The sequence below is a fragment of the Moorena sp. SIO3I6 genome (assembly GCF_010672095.1).
The window spans coordinates 1-17400 of the sequence record NZ_JAAHHU010000004.1 but is presented as its reverse complement, the minus strand read 5'-3'; the positions used below and the strand labels follow the sequence as shown (position 1 = coordinate 17400).

Below are 17400 nucleotides of genomic sequence, written 5' to 3'. Positions count from 1 at the left end.
GGGAATGGGGAATGGGGAATAGGTAATAGGGGGAGCATGGCGAGCAGGTCAATTTGGTGAGAACGCTTGAACTAGAGTGTTTTCAGGGTTTGAATAGCGTACATGAGTTATTTTAGTACTAATGTTGCTGCGAATAAGACATGCTCCCCAATGATCCAATCTCCGCGTCCCCGTGTAAAATCTTATTTGTTTGACAATAAAAAACTTATCGTTCCGAAAATTTTATCTAAATCGGTAATAGTAATTCTCAACTTGCTTTTGGTGAATTCATCGGATACTAATTTTCCAAATTGCCATAATTCTCCATCCGTTACGATCCCATACACGGGAAGTTCCTCAGCTTTATTTAATTTTTGCACAGCAATCAACTCAGCTAGACATTGCCCCCATCCCTCACTAAAATCATTCTTTTTTGCTTCAACAACAATGACGATTGGAAAACCCAAGACGGTCTTACCTAATTCTGATTTTATTGAGAACAAGTAATCAGGCGTTCCATTTAGTTTAGCATCGTATGTTATGGACTTGTGGCTCCAAAGAGTATATTTATCAATAAAATCTTTATAAACTTCTCTTAAAATTGGATAAATAATATTTTCGCATCTTGATGATTCAGATGTGTATATATCCATGTTCTGTTCGCTGAATTCAAATTCCTTAACAAACAGATCGGAAGGTTTTAGATCTGTAATTTCAATAAAGTATTTTTCCAAATACTTGATATTATACTCTTCTTGAACTTGAGCAATAGTTTTATAATCACTAAAAGCCATTAATAACTCCTATTTTATTTTCAATCTAACAATCGAGTTTTGAAGCCCGCTAATTATGCCCACTTTACAAGCAATTGTACTAGATCCGATCGCTCCATAACTACACTCCTACAATAAAAACTACTAGCGTTCTGCATTTTACATTGAGAGGCGGCTGTTGTCTTAAGCAGTGCCTCAGAAGTACATACCAACCTCCCTTCGCTGCTGATAAACAGGCAGCTGCCTCTACCCAAGAGGATATCAACGATCAGCGATTGGCCGTAGGCCACGCCTACGGCCAATCGCACTACAAAAGAGCGATCGTGCTCATTATACTTTCAGAACCTTCAGTATTTCATCATTTGCCTGGTACTCATATTTATTTCTGATGAAATTTTCAGCCACTTTCATCCTTGTTAACGTTGATTCCCCGCTGGACAGTTTCTCTTCTTTTGGTACATACACTTTCCTTTGAAAGACGTTCGTAGCTATATAATTTGCCCATGGATCTACTATAATATCCACAGCTACTTTCCAATTACCATTTCCATGGGGCTTAATCTTTACATAAGTATGTCCCCACTTTTGATCTGTTACTATCTGTATCGTATCACGGCTTATCTTGCCTTGATTTGCCAATATCAACGCTGCTTCTATTGCGTTAACATCACAATCACCATATCGTGCAATTCGACAACGGCTGAGATAATCTATTATTTCACTATAATTTCCAGCATTTAGATCAATTTGCTTTGGTTGTATGTATTCTGCTTTTAATTTTTGCAAACGGATTAGTGGGGCATCCGTCTCTTACCCAAATTTATTTTTTTATGGCTTGAGTAACCCCTGATATCCAGTTAAATTGGTACCGTTATCGATCCACTCTGTTGTGTTATTCTTAAATACCTCGGTTTTATTTTTAACTCACCTCCACCTGTATAACCAGTTACTGAAAGTTTCTAAAAATAACTAACTTGATTGGTGTGTTTTTTTAGTATTATATTGCCATATTCACCATTTTTATCTCCTTTACTTGTTTAAGAGCGTAGTTAACTGGATAATCTGCTTATTGATTAGCTCGCCTGTAAACTGCTTCTGTAAATAAGACTATTTCCAAGAATAATTTCTGAATTTTTTGACTTAAAACCCTTTTTCTAGGCGTAGTGGGCCAGCAAGGTTAAAACAGTTCAATCTAAACTCTAACCGATCGCTTGTAAATTCTCAATAACCGCTGTGGGTTCAAACAAATGGGTATTGAGCTGGCCCCCTTGTCAAGAGTGCATAAATCTGGTTCAACAAAGATATGACTGAAAACCCCGTGCAAGTGAAAGATGACCAACTCACCGACCTTCATGAGGTCGAGAAGCTGCGTGTGCTTGTCGGGCAACAGGCTGAAATGATAGCAGCTCGGGAGTTGCAAAATAAAGAGAAGTCCCAAGCGCATCGGTGAATTGGAGGAAGAGTTACGAGGGAAAAAGAAGCTGAATAAAAAGCCCCAACTGAGTGCGAGTAAGCGTGGGCGTAGGCAAGCAGCAGGAGCAACAGCACGGAGACGGAAAACGTCCGCGCCTCAGCTAAAGGTCGTAAGAAAGCTCAGTTCGTGGTGGACAGTTCAGTCCTCCCTCAATTTCTCTATCTTCTGCATAAATCTTAAAATCATACACCTAAAAGCCTCAGAACACGGGGTTTTGGCTTGGGGAATTCGATAAAAGCGATCGCGCTATTTGTCAGGTTTGACTTGGCATAGTGCGATCGCTTTTAGCGGAAGCTTCGCTTCATCGCGAAGCGGAGGCCGAAGGCCACATCGCTTTTTTTACACCAGTCTTTCTCCCCATTTCCCGCCTTTCACGACACCCTACTCCCTACACCCTACTCCCTACTCCCTACTCCCTACTCCCTACACCCTACACCCTACTCCCTACTCCCTACCCCTTGACCAACCGCAAAGTTCAAGAGATAATTTTCTTGTAATTATTTAACAAATCTTAAAATACTAACCTTGCAGTACGAGCCAAGAACCATATCTGACTACTACCGCCAGCGTTCTCGGCTAGTCTGGGGACGCAGGATGGCTTTGGTAGGGGCATTGATTACCTTTAGCATCAGGCTAGGGTGGGATTTCGTCACTGGTAGCCTTGCCCAAAATCAACCTCAACGAGCCTGGGAATTTCGTGAAAAGCTGACTCAACTTGGTCCAACCTTCATTAAATTGGGACAAATCCTTTCCTGTCGTCCTGATATTGTTCCTCCTATTTATTTAGAGGAACTCACTAAATTACAAGACCAATTACCTCCTTTCTCTAATCACATTGCCTATCAGTTAATTGAAGAAGAATTAGGGGATAACTATAACAACATCTATGGCTCACTGAGCGACAAACCCGTAGCTGCTGCTTCCCTAGGACAAGTGTACAAAGGGACACTCAAAACTGGTGAAATTGTAGCAGTAAAAGTGCAACGCCCTGGTCTGGTGGAGTGTATTTCCCTAGATATCTATATCTTGCGGAAAATAGCAGCATGGGCGCAAGAATCAATCTCCTTTGTTCACAGCGACCTAGTAGCACTTATCGACGAACTAGCTATTCGCTTGTTTGAAGAAATGGACTATACCCAGGAAGGTCGCAATGCGGAACGATTTGCCCAACTTTATGGTGACATTAACAATATCGCTGTACCACGTATATATTGGCAATACTCGGGGCGGCGGGTGTTAACCATGGAGTGGATCACTGGGACTAAATTGACGGAACTAGAAACCATTAAAGCCCAGGGATTAGACCCGAATACCCTGATTGATGTAGGATTTCAGTGTTGCTTGCGGCAACTTTTAGAAGAAGGTTACTTCCATGCTGACCCTCACCCTGGCAATTTATTGGCTACCCCTGATGGTAAATTGGCTTATCTTGACTTTGGCATGATGAGCTCGGTAGAACCGTCTTATCGGTATCGCTTACTGGAATCGGTTGTCCATATTGTTATTGGTGATTTTGAAGGTCTAGCACAAGACTATGTGAAGCTGGACTTTTTGCCACCGGAGACAGATGTGACCTCGCTGATTCCTGAACTAACTGATATTTTTGGCGGGGTGATGGAAGCTACTGTGTCAACATTCGGCTTTAATCGTATTATTCGGAAGCTATCCCCCTTGCTTTATAAATATCCATTTAAATTACCCACTTACTACCTCCTGATTTTCCGCAGTGCCGCTACTTTAGAAGGGATAGCGATTAAGCTCAATCCCAATTTTCAGCCCTTCAATGAAACTTATCCCTATGTTGCCCAACGACTGTTGACAGATTCATCCCCTCAATTAAGGGCTTGTTTACAGGAGATTGTGTATCAAGATGGTGGAATTCAATGGCATGTTTTGGAGGAGTTATTAGGTCAGGTGCGCACAAGTAGGGAGTTTGATATTAGTGCGCTCTTACACCAGGGGTTAGAATTTCTCTACTCCGAGCAAGGGAGTATATTGCGTAATGCTCTGGTTGAAGAGATGGTTACCAGTTTAGAGAATCTCTCATACAGGACTCTTGGGCAGATAACTGCATCGGTGGGCTTGGCGGTTAATGTCACTGGAAAATTAGAGTCTCCTAACCTGGAGCGGATGCAAAAGATTGGGGCTATGATTATTGAATCCTCTAGGTTTGACCTAGAATCGGTACCGAAGATGCTGGAACTTTTGTTAAAGCAGGAAACTCAACGTCTAGGTCAGCAAATTGCTTCCGAAATTGCCAAGCGGATGTTTCGGTAACAGAAAAGTTATTGTGCTGCGCCCAGGGAATAGGGAATAGGGAATGATGCGCGCTTGTCACATAGCGCTGCATCTCTTTTTAACTTTTTATTGGGTCACTTTTTATTGGTCAGTTGCTCTGGATTAGGATAATCAGGATAAGAAAATTGTAGTCAGTATTTACATATCAAGTGAGTTCGGTTGAGTTTTCGGTTGTTGCTGATGAAAGCTCAAATCCCTTAACTATTTATAATTTTTGATTGTCGCACGATTAGTAACCTATGTTAACAGATTACTGGATTTATTAGAGCTGATTCGTAAACTCGCTGTAATCCTTGTAGGATAAAGCTTGCGCTAAAATAGAACAATTGAACTATTTAATAACCAAAAGACAATCATAGCAAGCAGGGTAAACGCATCTAAATTTGTATTAAAATTTACAGTGAAAAAATAAACAATAGTATCAAAAATCTAGAATTACCCTGTTGATTCTCAATAAGCGCAACTTATTCTCAATTATTGGCCGTGTTATCCTTGGTCGATTTGAGAGTACTCTACATTCTGGTTTCGTACGCAAATCCGACTTTGATTTTTGTTCAAAGTCAGCGGAAAATTTGTTGACTTTGAACAAAAAAAACTGCTTTAGGATGGGATTTATTCGAATTTCACAAAAAATTGAGTTAATCAATTTTTTGTATGTTACCATTTATACCAAATAAGATGCGTTTACCCTGTCATAGCAAGGCTTTCAGACTTCTTAAGATTTACTTTGCGAATCAGCTCTTAAGGTTTGACTAATGCCGGTTAACCCCTTGAGGGTTGAGGGTTTCTGAGATAGCCTTGATGGCATAAAAGCTTTTGATATATAAATATTTTCGTTTGTCAAGTACATTTTTGACAACATTCAATCGATTACTGTGCTATTCTTTTCAAGTGTGCTGGATAAGCATATTTGTGCTATCTAGTATTTTGTTAATAACTACTAGACTGGCACAACTAAAATAGTTCAATAAATTTTTCAGCTAAACTTTTCCGCTAAACCCTTTTTCAAACTAGATCATAGTATTTTTATAAAGCAACATTTAAGGTGTCCAAGCTCACTACAATAGAATAGGCATCTAGTAAAATTGGGTTTTCAGATGTAATTGACTTTCTAAAACTTAAGGATAAAAAATAATGAAGTCCATAAAGATTACTATTTATGATGATACACTCCGGGATGGGGAACAGCAAGCAGGACTTTTCTTTGATCGGGAAACTAAAGCGAATCTTGCTGATATGATTGCAGCTACTGGGGTTCACAAAATCAATCTCATGCCAGCAATTCATCCGACAGAAGCTTACCTTGTTAACGAACTTATGAGCAAAGGTATGGCTGATAAGATTACTGCTATGACGATGATGGGAACTAAGTTTATTGATCAATCTTTGGAGACTGGCGTTCAGAAAATTTTATTATTTCATGCTGTATCGGATCTGCTACTATTTCTGCGAGACAAGCAAGTGCAGAGCCAGCTGGAATATCAAGGTAAAACGATTGATGATGATATTCCGATAAGCGTGATTGAGCAAGTTCGCTGGTCTATGCTAGAAAAGACATTAAAGCACTTGGAGTATGCACGTGATCGTGGCTTAGAAGTTTATTTTGGTGCAGAGGATGCAAGCCGTGCAGATTTTGATTTTTTAACTCAGTGTATTTCGAAATTTGAACCTTATGTAGAATTCTTTTTACTCGCTGATACAGTGGGATGTCTAACCCCAGAAAAGACCCATTTTTGGCTTAGTAATCTTTTGGAAGTGACCAATGGTGCTCCCCTAGGGGTACACTTTCACAATGACATGGGTTTAGCACTTGAAAATACTCTCCAGGCTATCCATGCAGGCGCGATCGCCGTTTCTGGAACATTTTCGGGAATTGGAGAACGTGCAGGGAATGCCCCTTTAGAGCAGGTTTTAGATGGATTAAGAATGCGTTGGGGCTGGGAAGTTGAAGGAATTAATTATAGTGCTTTGGAAGCTGTCACAGAGGCTTTAGCTCGTCTCGGAGTCCGAGCCAATCCTCCCTACTCTCCTGGAACTCATAGGCAGGAAACGGGTATCCATCTCCATTCATTGCTGTGCGATCGCCATAGCTACACAATCTTTCCTGATCAGGAACCAGAAATCTGGTTTGGCAAGTGCAGTGGGGCGAGTAATTTCAAATATCTCTTTGAGCGTCATTTAAATCAGTCACTGCCCCAACAATGCTACGAGCAACTCCGAACCTCTCTCAAAGAGTTGTCCATTCAAGAACAGCGTAGTTATTCGACATCGGACGTTTTGAGTCTGATAGAACAAGATCTCTTACCGATGTTTCCCCAAATGGATAACGGTGTGGCAGATAGCCAATGTCTCAAAGATCCCAATTTAATCAGATTTCGAGTTGAGCAAATTAGCCAAATGTCTAAGGCAATGCTTAATGCGCTTCTGGAGGTGTTCAATCAGTTTGGTTGCATTATCATTGCTTGCGATGGTGTCTCTAACTTTCGGCAAAACCTGCTTGATATAGGCTCACATTTTGGTCAGATTATGCCTCACCGTATTTCTGATGATGACGGTATCGTAACTGTAACACCCACGCCTGGGGCAAAGTACACGGCTCTAACGGGGCAACCGTTTGACTTTCATACTGATGGGAGTTTTATGCCAGTTCCTCCCAAAGTTGTTGCCCTGCAGTGCATTGTTGCCGCCGACACCGGGGGAGAATCTCAAGTTGTCCAAGCCGAAACTCTCTACAATTTTCTAAAAGAACAGGATCCCATTGGACTTCCAGCACTCTTTGAACCTGATGCTGTAGTAACGACAACCGTTGATGGTGAAGTTTACCGAGGTCCTGTTTTTGTACGCGCAGATAATCGCGTGATGTTGACTTATCGACCCAGCGATCATCAGGTTACAGTGTAAGCCAAACCAAAGGTAGCTCAAGCTTACAATCTTATTCAAGGTTACCTTGAGAATGGGGCAGACGAGTTACAGTACAAACTTCAGCCGGGAGAAATTCTGATCATGGATAATACCCGAATCTTACACACCCGCAAACCATTCAAGGAAAATCAAGGTGCAAAGCGTAAGTTTCATCGTTTATGGCTTGACGGCAAACCTGATCATCACAAACTTGCACAGAATCAACTAAAGTTTGGTTTTAGTATTTCGGGTTAAACATCGTTACCAGCCAGTATTGAGATAACAATTTGAGATAACTTGTTTTGAGTAATTCCTACAAGATGACCTTCTCTGATTTACATCACCGAAAAACGCAAGGCCACTTACGGATGGTTGGGACAGGAGGAGTTGCTCGGAGCCTAACGACAGCGATCGCTAGAATGCTGAGTACTCAGCCTTCAAAGATCCCCAATCAACCAGGCTACCTATTTGATATCAGTTTAAATGAATCATTCTCCTGGGGAGAACAACGAATTGTAGGGGGCTACGAGCATTTGTTGCACCTCGTCCAGCACCATGAATCTCAAGCTACTGCAACCGGACGAGATCTCCGTCAAATTCCCCTGCAAGTCCTCAGCAAAAACAACAGCCATCATTTCAGCAAACAACAGTGGCAAAACTTTTTGGCTCTGATTGATATACAACTGCTCCAAATTCGGAACCCAGCACTTACTTTTGCCTCACAAGTAACTACAACGCTTGATTTGATTCTCGAGCGCTATATTCTAGAATCCAATCGTACTCAATTAGAACTTGCCAAAAACACCGGTGACTTTTCCAAATTACAACTCAGTGCATTCAAAACTGATATTCCAGAGTCTTTTGTGGAACTGATAAAAGTACAAAAAGCTAATCACGCTAAAGACTTTTCCAATCCAGAATTTGACTCCCATTTTTTTAGGATAAACTTTGCTATTCATCGCTGTATCGATCACAATCAAAAGCTAGAAATTTGGCAAGAAGCTCGACAAAAAAATTCCCCAGAAGAGTTAGATCATCACGTGGCTGAACTTGGTTTTCCTGGCTGGGATGTGATGATTGAACAGAGCAGCTTATTGCCATGGTCACAACTCTATCAGCTGCCGAAACTCCTACACGAGCCCTTGGAAACATACAGAACAGGATGGCAAGCAATCCCAAAAGTAATTCAAGCCTGCTCAGTGACCCAAACGCCACTAATTTTGTTTGATGCAACAGATGCACAATTGTTTCCAGACCAGTTCTTGCTAGCTGTACAGCAGGCTCTAGTTATTCTTGGGATCTTACCCTCACCACTGCGAGAACCAAGTAACTTTTCTGCAGAAGATATCACCCAGCTTAGCAATCCAGCTTTCGCAAGAGCGCTACGTTCGAGGCAGCTTCACCAACCCTTAAAAAGTCCAATACCACTTGAGCAATTACCAAAATTTATTCGCCCCAGTCTTACCCAGGCATTCCAGATTTACCTGGATGTCCTGATCAACGGAGGAGAAGCTATTTGGTTTCCCAAAATTGAGAATTTAGATAGATTATTTCATTTTAAACTCTCCCATGGAAAAACTATTCTGGAAACCGACCCAGTTTATGCCTACAGCCGTGCAGTTATCCATCAAATTAAGCAAGGAAAAACTGAATATGTAGAACTTATTCGTCATAAATATCCCGTGTTTGAAGCTTACTATGAAATGATAGACCAGGCAATTGCTTAATCTTGGGGCTCACAGCAAGCCTCAGGTTTGGATAATAAACTAGCAAAGATGGAGGGGTAAATGCCAATCTTTTGCACAACTAAGCCACTGAGCCAGACATTCCACAGAATCAAAGTGAACATTGTTGTGAAGGCAGCTCCAGCCAAACCAAAGAGGGGAATCATAATGGCATTGCCAACAAGATTAATCAGAGCGCAACTACCAGAAGCAACCAAGGTATCATTTTGATGTCCAGTCATCATCATCAGATTACCCACAGAGCCGCAGATGGCACTAATTAGTTGTCCAAAAACTAAGATTCGTAGAGCCCAACTTCCACTGATAAAGTCAGGACCAAATAATCCAAGAATAGGCTGTGAAAGTAAGATAAATGCAATAGAAATCCCTAAAGAAGGCCAAAAAATCCACCAAGTGATCGCAGAAACAATTTTCTGCAAATCGGGTAAATTTTTTTGCGTATATAACGTCGTGAAAGCTGGAGCAGCTAACAGATTGACGCTCTTTAGAATAAGATTGACCCATAAAACAGTTTTACAGGCAGCATCATAAACTCCTACAGCAGAACTACCAAGGATTCCCCCTACCATTAAAGTATCGCTCTCGGTCAAAATTTCTCGGAACGATTGAATCAGTAAGAAAGGAAGTGCAACTTTTAACCACTGTCGAGGTTCATAAATGGCATGGCTAGAAATTATTTCTTGATCAAAGCGATTCCATAACAACATCCACTGTAAGACCACAACAAAGCTCAAAGCGATAACTGCAAATTCAGTCATGGAAGTGCTGTCTAGCATATCGCCTTGTTTTCCCAAATAGAATCCTCCCGCGATCGCTAGAAGTGGCCACGCTATTTTGGAGGGAGTATAACCCAGAATAAGACTATTAGCTCCTCTCGACATATCTTCGTGAAGAAGCATCAATGCTTGAAGAGGAACTAGCCAAATACCTATATAGAGGATATTGGCATAACTAATATTTCGGTAGTAGTCTAGTGTTCTGATAATGCCCATGCTGATCAGGCATATACATAAGCTTATTCCTAGGGTAAATTGCCAACTTCCTAGTAAAATTCCTCGTAAGCGCCCCCAATCTTCCCGGACTCGGTACTCAGCCATAAAACGTAAAACCGTTCGGGGAAAACCGAATCCACTGGGAATTGCTAATAGAGCCGATAGAGCCAAGACAAAAGCGTAGATTCCATATTCTACTTTTCCCATCCAACGGGCTAGAAAAACCTGAGCTAGGTAGGTTAATAGTACTCCCAAAATTTGTAAGGTTAAAGCTGTTAGAGTCCCTTTTTCCAAGTCGTTGAGCCTAACTTGATAACTTGTCCCTGTCTGAGTTGATTGAATCATTAAGGTGAGTACAACTTAAGTTAACTAATTTTACTAATTTTTGATAGGCAAGGACCCCACATTTATCACAATTGATTATAGACATATGTGTGATTGAAGCAAATGCATGTTATAGCACTACGCATTAAGCTTAGGTAGGACATTGTCTTGATGCAGTCACTCGCTCCTAAACTCAGCAAACGTGAGTCTAGCTTACTTCTGACTTCTGACTTCTAACTTCTGACGCTAAGCGTAGCGCTATATTGGCCATTTTTTCTGGCGCTTACCCTGATTTTCAATTCTAAATTCTTAATTCTAAATTCTTAATTCTCAATTCCCTAAAACCTAATACGGTAAGCTAACCGTAAATGTCGTACCCTCTCCCAACTGACTCTTGAGAGAAATCTCACCACCATGAGCTTCCACACATTGTTTAACAATAGCTAGTCCCAAGCCACTACCAGGAATTGTGCCAACATTGCTAGCACGATGGAAAGGCTCAAACAGTTGCGGTTGATCTTCTGGGGGAATGCCCATCCCCTGGTCTTGAATCCGGAAGATAACACATTCTGTCTGAGCAATCAGTTCAAACTGAACGGTTCCCCCTGTGGGTGAGTACTTAATAGCGTTAGTGAGCAAATTGCTAAAAATGTGTCGCAGCAATCTTTCATCCCATAGGGCTTCCTTCAATTCTCCTTGAGTGGTAAAAACTAGCTGATGCTTGTTCTTGCTACTGATTTGTAACTCTTCCACTAATTGGTGACAAAACCGTTTCAAATCCAACCGAGTAGGTTGACACAGGAGTTTGCCGGAATCAGCTTTACTGATTAATGAAACCTCATCCAACAACTGGGCCATGTTTTTGATGGCTGAGCGAATTAGCCGCAAATGAACCAGTTTTTTCTCTTTAGGTAATTGTTCCTCTTTGTCTTGGAGCAATCCAGAACAAAGGAGGATTGTATTTAAGGGATTACGAAAGTCGTGAGAGAGCATGGAAACAAATTCCGCTTTGCGCTGATTGACTTCTTTGGCTCTAACCAACTCAGCGGTTTGTTCCTGAACCTGACTTTCTAGGGCTTGATTTTCTTGTCGTAATGCAACTGCTGCCTGCTTACGTTCAATAGCATAGCGCAAGGAACGAACCAGCATTTTTCCCTTGACTTGCCGCTTGACTAGATAATCTTGTGCTCCTTGACGAACTGCCTCAATCGCTAATTCATCATCATTGGTATTGGTTAGCACTACAATCGGTAAACTAGGCGCTTGCTTGATCAAGGGTCCGAGGGATGCTAGTCCGTGGCTGTCCGGTAGAGTCAGATCTAACAAGATCACATCGTAGGGAATTGACATTGCTCTAGCCTGAGCGATTTCCTGGAGTGCATCCCGCAATCGCTTGACATGAACTAGACTAAACTGCCTGAACTGAGCTTCTTTCAAAAACTCTTGTAACAATCTGGCTTCTGCCAGGTTGTCCTCAATTAACAAGATTTTTACTGACCCTTCAGGCATTACCTTTGAGTATTTCTTCTTTGGGCTTATTGGTCTGGATTTCTCCTTTGATCGAGAATCCTCATTGGTTTCCTTCTTTGTCTTGATGCAAAGCGCGAGTGGGGGAAACCCCCGCAGGTCGGCGCTGCATCGCTTGTGTTAGTCAACCCTGATGTTTAATCCTTAGTGTCTCATGGTTTATGGCTAATCCCTAATCCCTAATCCTTTTATTGTGATGGCAGGGTGACAGTCGAGAGCCAAAAGTCTTCAATTCCTTTGACGATTTTGAATAATTCGCTAAGATTGCGGGATTTGGTGATGTAGCAATTCACATGCAAGTCGTAACTATGGAAAATGTCATCCTGATTTCTTGAGGTAGTTAATACCACCACAGGAATCCGTTTGAGATTAGGGTCAGCCTTAATCTCTGCGAGCACCTCTCGACCATCCTTTTTTGGCAAGTTTAAATCTAGCACGATCAGGTCTGGACGGACGGCATCAGCATACTCTCCTTCTTGGTGTAAGTAAGCCATAGCGTCCATGCCATTTCTGACCGTTACTACCTGGTGGGGTACCGAGCTATTTTTTAACGCTTCTTGGATTAAGCGAATATCGGCTTTATTGTCTTCAACCAAAAATATGATTTTGTGTCTTTCGTCCGTTTCTACGCTCACGCTCGCGTCCCCTTACTGGAATTGTAAAATAGAAGGTGGCACCGTGACCTAGTTCTGACTCTACCCAAATTTTGCCCCGGTGGCACTCCAGAATCTTTTTACAGATAGCCAAACCCATACCTGTGCCAGGATACTCATCCCGGGTGTGCAGACGTTGGAAGATCACGAAAATGCGATCGCTAAACTGCGGTTCAATGCCAATGCCATTATCCTGCACTGAAAATAGCCATGAATCCTCCAGTCGTTTTGCCCCCACATGGATTTCCGGCGGCTGTTCACTGCGGAACTTGATCGCATTACCGATTAAGTTCTGGAACAGTTGCATCAACTGGGTGCTATCAGCCATAACTGTGGGAAAGGGGTCATGGGTAATCACTGCCCCAGTTTCACGGATGCGTCCCCGCAAATTAGCCAGAGCATGGTCTAAGGCCGTCTCCACTTCCGTCAGTTTAAACTCAATGCCCTGCAAATCGACTTTCGAGTAAGCCAACACATCATCAATCAGGGTTTGCATGAGGCTAACTCCCTCAACCGCAAAGGTAATAAACTCGCTGGCATCTTCGTCAAGTCGGTCATTATAGCGCATTTCTAACAGCTGCACATAATTGGCCACTTGATTCAGGGGTTCTTGCAGGTCATGGGATGCCACATAAGCAAACTTTTTCAGTTCCGCATTGGAACGTTCTAGATCCTGAGCCAATTGAGCCAATTCATCAGCTTGACGCAGGACAATATTAATCAGTGCTTTCCTCAGTTCCAGTGCTGTCTTAATTTCTACCTGTTTCCAGGGTAAAGAGGTTAAGCGAACGGTTTCTTTCCACAGTTCAAAGGATTTACGAGGCGACAGTTGCAAAGTACCCTCTGTGTGGGTTGTTTCAAAGGCTTTACTTGGGTCACCCCCCCAATTAACAGTTTGAATCACCTCTGGTCGGAACCACAGCACATAGTTTCTCTTGGAAATGGGGATGGCTAGCAGGCCACTACCAATATCTTTAAACCGTTGTGCATCAGGATAAAGGCGAGGCAGGGAATCGGTATAGAACACCTCTTCATTAACATTCTGTTTCAGCCATTGCACCAAAAACTTCAGGTCTTCTTCACTAGGGGTCTCACCAATAACCGTAAAATTATCCCCAAAACAAATTGCTGCACCTTGAGCACTAGTCAAGTCCAGTAAATTAGGGTCATGCTTAACTAAGCCATCAATAAAGTTTTCTTCTTGGGACATATACTCAATCAATATCGATTGAGTATAGGACAACTTCATCTGATAGTCATAGTCTTCCGTCTCTTCTCGGGCTGAAATTTCTGAGAAGATCACTCGTCCTAAAAATTCGCAAGCTTTGCGCAACTCATAGGATACATACTTAGGGGTTTGATGATGACAAGCAATAAGTCCCCAGAGTTTTTTATCTTTAATCAATGAAATCGTCAAAGACGCCCCAACTCCCATATTGTGGAGGTACTTGATATGACAGGGGGAAGCACTTCTGAGAATCGATAATGTTAAATCAAGGGGACGATTGGTGATGGGGTTATCGGTAGGAAAAATCTCAACAGGTTGGGAATTGGCATCTGGAATTAATCGGATCCAATTGGAACAGAATAATCGTCTGGCTGGTTTAGGAATATCCGATTCTGGATAGTGTAAGCCTAGGTAAGATTCCAGACTGTCTAGTTTTTCTTCCGCAATAACGGCTCCATGGTCATCATCTTCAAATTTATATAGCATCACCCGGTCAAACCCAGTGACCTTTCGCACCTCTTTGACGATGATTTGACAAAAATCCCGGAGATTGGAGGTTTGTTGGAGCTGGTTGATGGAGGCTCGTGCTAGATGATAAAAGCTTAAAAATGGGATAGTCTCCCGGGAAACTGCTGGTTCTAATTCCAGAATCAGACATCCATCTGAGTTACGATGAAATACACCATCAAATACTGCGTAATCATCGCCTTTTTTCCTCACCCAAATTTTAGTAGGATTGATCATATCTAGATTTTCCTCAGATAACCCAGCTTTAATTCTCTCCACTTGAAATGGGTCAAGTACATCTTCTAGGGTTTTTTGTAGCATGGCTTCGGGAGGGATTCCCAAAACCCTAGAGGTATTGTTGCTAACTTGTAAGATTTTTAGCTCAGGCTCTTCCAGTACCAACAGTCCCCCATGAGGCTGAATTTGACCAATCACATGAATCGGTTCGTGATCCAAGTTGGTTTGTTGTACTGGTAAATCTATTCCTACCATAATTCTCCGACCTTAATCCAGGATTATCAACAGTTATACGACCTCTAGAAGGAGGTCTCCTCGATTACCAATATCATTCCAAATACTATTTCTAATACTATTTAGTTTTTTCCTTGTGAATCTTTAACGGAACTTACCTATGACTACCTAGTATTTCCTAGTATATCCCAGTAAGTCAAGGATTAGGTCTAGAGAAATTTTTAAAAAAATATTAAATTTTTTGGTAATGCCTTTAGATCTCCTGCTGTTTATGGGATTCCTCTTGCCATCAAGGGGAATGTTAGGCTTGCTTCTAAAAAAATATTAATAATAATACGTAAAAACTCAATACTTAATAATTTAACTTAACAAAAAACGTTAACTTCTGATGGACAAACGTGAACGCAAATCAGGTTGCTACACATCACTTTCATCTCTCCACACTCCATTAAGGGAGTAGGGAGTAGGGAGTAGGGAGTAGGGGTAACTAAGTTGACTGTACCTCCTGTATGTCATAAGTATGATTAACGCTATAAAAATCTTTCCGATCTCCCCACACCTCCCACACCTCCCACACCTCCCACACCTCCCCATCTCCCCATCTCCCCATCTCCCCATCTCCCCATCTCCCCATCTCCCCATCTCCCCACACCTCCCACACCTCCCACGCTCTTATCCTCTAAAGCCGCAGATGCAATGTGTCGCAAAGCTGATCAAAATAGGATTGAAAGTCTTTTGTGGTTGATAGCTCAGAGGGGAAGATTGCTTGATGGATTGCTTCTCCAACTGCTTTGGCTAACCGTGGTGGTACAGCATTACCAACTTGTCTGTATCGTGATGTTTTAGAACCTTTGAATACAAAATGATCAGGAAAGGATTGGAGTCTAGCTGATTCCCGTACCGTCAGCCGTCTTACCCCTTCAACTGTTCCTGATCTCGGCTTTCCCCCATTCATTAAATGACGGTGATACACCAGTAAAACACCTTCAGGATCAATAATGTGGGTGCGGTAACCTCCCGTAGTAGCGGTAATGGTAGGACTTGGTGCATCGAAATTGATGGGTTTTCCCCCACCCTTGACTAGGGTTCCTGTCCAAGGGGTAGGACGAATAACGGGTTTATTGGCATAGGAAACTTTAGTGCTATTCGGCTCATAGTCGGGAACATCAGTTAAGGCTGAACCTGATGAAATATAGGGATTAGATGTCCCTAACCCATGGCTTTTTAGGGGAAACATAAAATCATTTTTTGTGGCTAAACCGACGAAAAATAGACGTTCACGATACTGGGGAATTCCATAGTATGCTGCTTCTAAAACCTCTACATAAACTGAATAATACAGGGCTTGAAACTGCTGTTCAATCCATTGATAATAATTAAAATTTTTAGAGCTTTTCAACCCAGGCATAGTTTCCATTAAAAATGCCTTGGGTCGAATCTCCCTTACCGCTCGAATAAATTCTGGAACTAAATCCTTAGGGTTGGCTCGGGATAACTGTTTATTTGGGTGTTTGTTTCGGACAGAAAAAGGTTGACACGGTGGGGATCCTACTACTAGGTCAATACCTTTAAATTGAGTAAAGTCTATAGCTCTAACATCGGAGCGAATAACATTAGTGCTAGGAAAGTTTTCTCGATAAGTGGAAACAGCAGATTTATCAATTTCTATTGCTGTGGTGATCTGCCATCCAGCCATATGTAAACCCAGAGAAAGCCCACCTGCACCTGCAAATATATCGATGGCGTTTTTGGAATCATTCATGAGTTAGTGATCAGTTTTTCGCTATCAGCTATCAGCTCGGTAGAGTAGGTTGAGGGAGCAGGGAGTAGGGAGTAGGGAGTAGGGGTAAGAAAATTTACTGTACCTCATAACTATGATCAGGGCTATATTTAGACTAATTGTAGTTTAAGGGTATCAGCTGATTTTGTTATGCCAAATTGCTACATATACCAAAGGGAACAGGGAACAGGGAACAGGGAACAGGGAACAGGGAGTAGGGAGTAGGGAGTAGCGATGCAGCGCGGTCTTGGGGGTTTCCCCCACTCGCTATTGCATCAAGACGGGAGTAGGGAAAAGAGAACAAAAATTCTCACAATTCATTTAGGATTGGTATATTTGATTATTTAAGGTTAGTAAGATTTAAGGTTTAAGGTTTAAGGTTTAAGGTTGCAGGTTTAAGGTTGAAGGTTTAAGGTTTAAGGTTGCAGGTTGAACGCGCACGCGTGTCTAAAGGCCAAGGTTTAAGGTATAAGGTTGTTCGCGTGGGTGCATCTCATATTTGTAAAAAAGTGCGGTAGGCTGCGTTAGGGGCGAGCTCACCAAAAAAAATGGCGTTGCTGAATCAAGGAATGAATGCATGATCATCTGGTTGTGGTCAAGCCCCCTAAATCCCCCAACTTTGATACCGCTGGCGAAATTAATATTTGTTTAGACATAGGTCAACCGGTCGGCCCAAGAGCAGCAAAACGAGAACATCGGGTAGCTGCAAATGGAACTCCCTGCCACCAATTAACCAAACGCACAATAT

General features: G+C 42.0%; 14 protein-coding genes and 1 pseudogene. 6 read left to right on the top strand and 9 right to left on the bottom strand.

Going from position 1 to position 17400, the window contains the following annotated elements; translation table 11 throughout:
• Window positions 1-182: 182 nt before the first annotated feature.
• Both F6K49_RS02575 and F6K49_RS02570 read right to left on the bottom strand, forming a co-directional pair.
• The gene (locus F6K49_RS02575; protein WP_293064734.1) at window positions 183-773 is read right to left on the bottom strand and encodes a hypothetical protein; all 591 of its coding nucleotides are present in this window, start codon (window positions 771-773) and stop codon (window positions 183-185) included.
• Window positions 774-1082: 309 nt separating this feature from the next.
• Window positions 1083-1538, bottom strand: a complete 456-nt coding sequence (locus tag F6K49_RS02570) for a hypothetical protein (RefSeq protein WP_293093939.1) — start codon at window positions 1536-1538, stop codon at window positions 1083-1085.
• 517 nt (window positions 1539-2055) lie between these two features.
• On the opposite strand from F6K49_RS02570, the gene F6K49_RS02565 reads away from it, so the two are divergent.
• The 6 genes and pseudogenes from F6K49_RS02565 (at window position 2056) to F6K49_RS02545 (ending at window position 9152) form a co-directional block, all read left to right on the top strand.
• A complete protein-coding gene (locus F6K49_RS02565; protein WP_158517248.1) occupies window positions 2056-2202 on the top strand; it encodes a hypothetical protein in 147 nt (48 codons plus the stop codon).
• 296 nt (window positions 2203-2498) lie between these two features.
• The gene (locus tag F6K49_RS02560; RefSeq protein ID WP_293093936.1) at window positions 2499-2723 is read left to right on the top strand and encodes a hypothetical protein; all 225 of its coding nucleotides are present in this window, start codon (window positions 2499-2501) and stop codon (window positions 2721-2723) included.
• Window positions 2724-2751: 28 nt separating this feature from the next.
• Window positions 2752-4503 carry an AarF/ABC1/UbiB kinase family protein gene (locus tag F6K49_RS02555; protein WP_293093933.1) on the top strand — a complete coding sequence of 584 codons (1752 nt, stop codon included), beginning with the start codon at window positions 2752-2754 and terminating at the stop codon, window positions 4501-4503.
• 1155 nt (window positions 4504-5658) lie between these two features.
• Complete coding sequence (locus tag F6K49_RS02550) at window positions 5659-7425, top strand: TauD/TfdA family dioxygenase (RefSeq protein WP_293093930.1); 1767 nt, start codon at window positions 5659-5661, stop codon at window positions 7423-7425.
• Between the two features lie 18 nt (window positions 7426-7443).
• Window positions 7444-7680 (top strand): annotated as a pseudogene (locus F6K49_RS53185) (TauD/TfdA family dioxygenase); the annotation flags it as partial.
• 47 nt (window positions 7681-7727) lie between these two features.
• The gene (locus tag F6K49_RS02545) at window positions 7728-9152 is read left to right on the top strand and encodes a hypothetical protein (RefSeq protein ID WP_293093927.1); all 1425 of its coding nucleotides are present in this window, start codon (window positions 7728-7730) and stop codon (window positions 9150-9152) included.
• Here the strand turns inward: F6K49_RS02545 and F6K49_RS02540 are convergent.
• The 7 genes from F6K49_RS02540 to F6K49_RS02510 form a co-directional block, all read right to left on the bottom strand.
• Window positions 9149-10507 (bottom strand): oligosaccharide flippase family protein, encoded by a 1359-nt coding sequence (locus F6K49_RS02540; RefSeq protein ID WP_293093924.1) that lies wholly within the window; start codon window positions 10505-10507, stop codon window positions 9149-9151. The two genes, F6K49_RS02545 and F6K49_RS02540, sit on opposite strands and share 4 nt — an antisense overlap.
• A 324-nt stretch (window positions 10508-10831) precedes the next feature.
• Window positions 10832-11995, bottom strand: a complete 1164-nt coding sequence (locus F6K49_RS02535) for a hybrid sensor histidine kinase/response regulator (protein WP_293093922.1) — start codon at window positions 11993-11995, stop codon at window positions 10832-10834.
• A gap of 206 nt (window positions 11996-12201) precedes the next feature.
• Window positions 12202-12609: a response regulator gene (locus tag F6K49_RS02530; RefSeq protein WP_229415320.1), complete on the bottom strand. Its 408-nt coding sequence runs from the start codon at window positions 12607-12609 to the stop codon at window positions 12202-12204.
• Window positions 12602-14893, bottom strand: coding sequence for an ATP-binding protein (locus tag F6K49_RS02525; protein WP_293027553.1), 2292 nt, complete (start codon window positions 14891-14893; stop codon window positions 12602-12604). Before F6K49_RS02525 ends, F6K49_RS02530 begins: the two co-directional genes overlap by 8 nt.
• A gap of 509 nt (window positions 14894-15402) precedes the next feature.
• The gene (locus F6K49_RS02520) at window positions 15403-15540 is read right to left on the bottom strand and encodes a hypothetical protein (RefSeq protein ID WP_293093919.1); all 138 of its coding nucleotides are present in this window, start codon (window positions 15538-15540) and stop codon (window positions 15403-15405) included.
• 11 nt (window positions 15541-15551) lie between these two features.
• The gene (locus tag F6K49_RS02515) at window positions 15552-16634 is read right to left on the bottom strand and encodes a DNA cytosine methyltransferase (RefSeq protein WP_293093914.1); all 1083 of its coding nucleotides are present in this window, start codon (window positions 16632-16634) and stop codon (window positions 15552-15554) included.
• Between the two features lie 153 nt (window positions 16635-16787).
• Entirely contained in the window at window positions 16788-16916 is a 129-nt protein-coding gene (locus tag F6K49_RS02510; RefSeq protein WP_293027561.1) for a hypothetical protein, read from the bottom strand.
• Window positions 16917-17400: the final 484 nt, after the last annotated feature.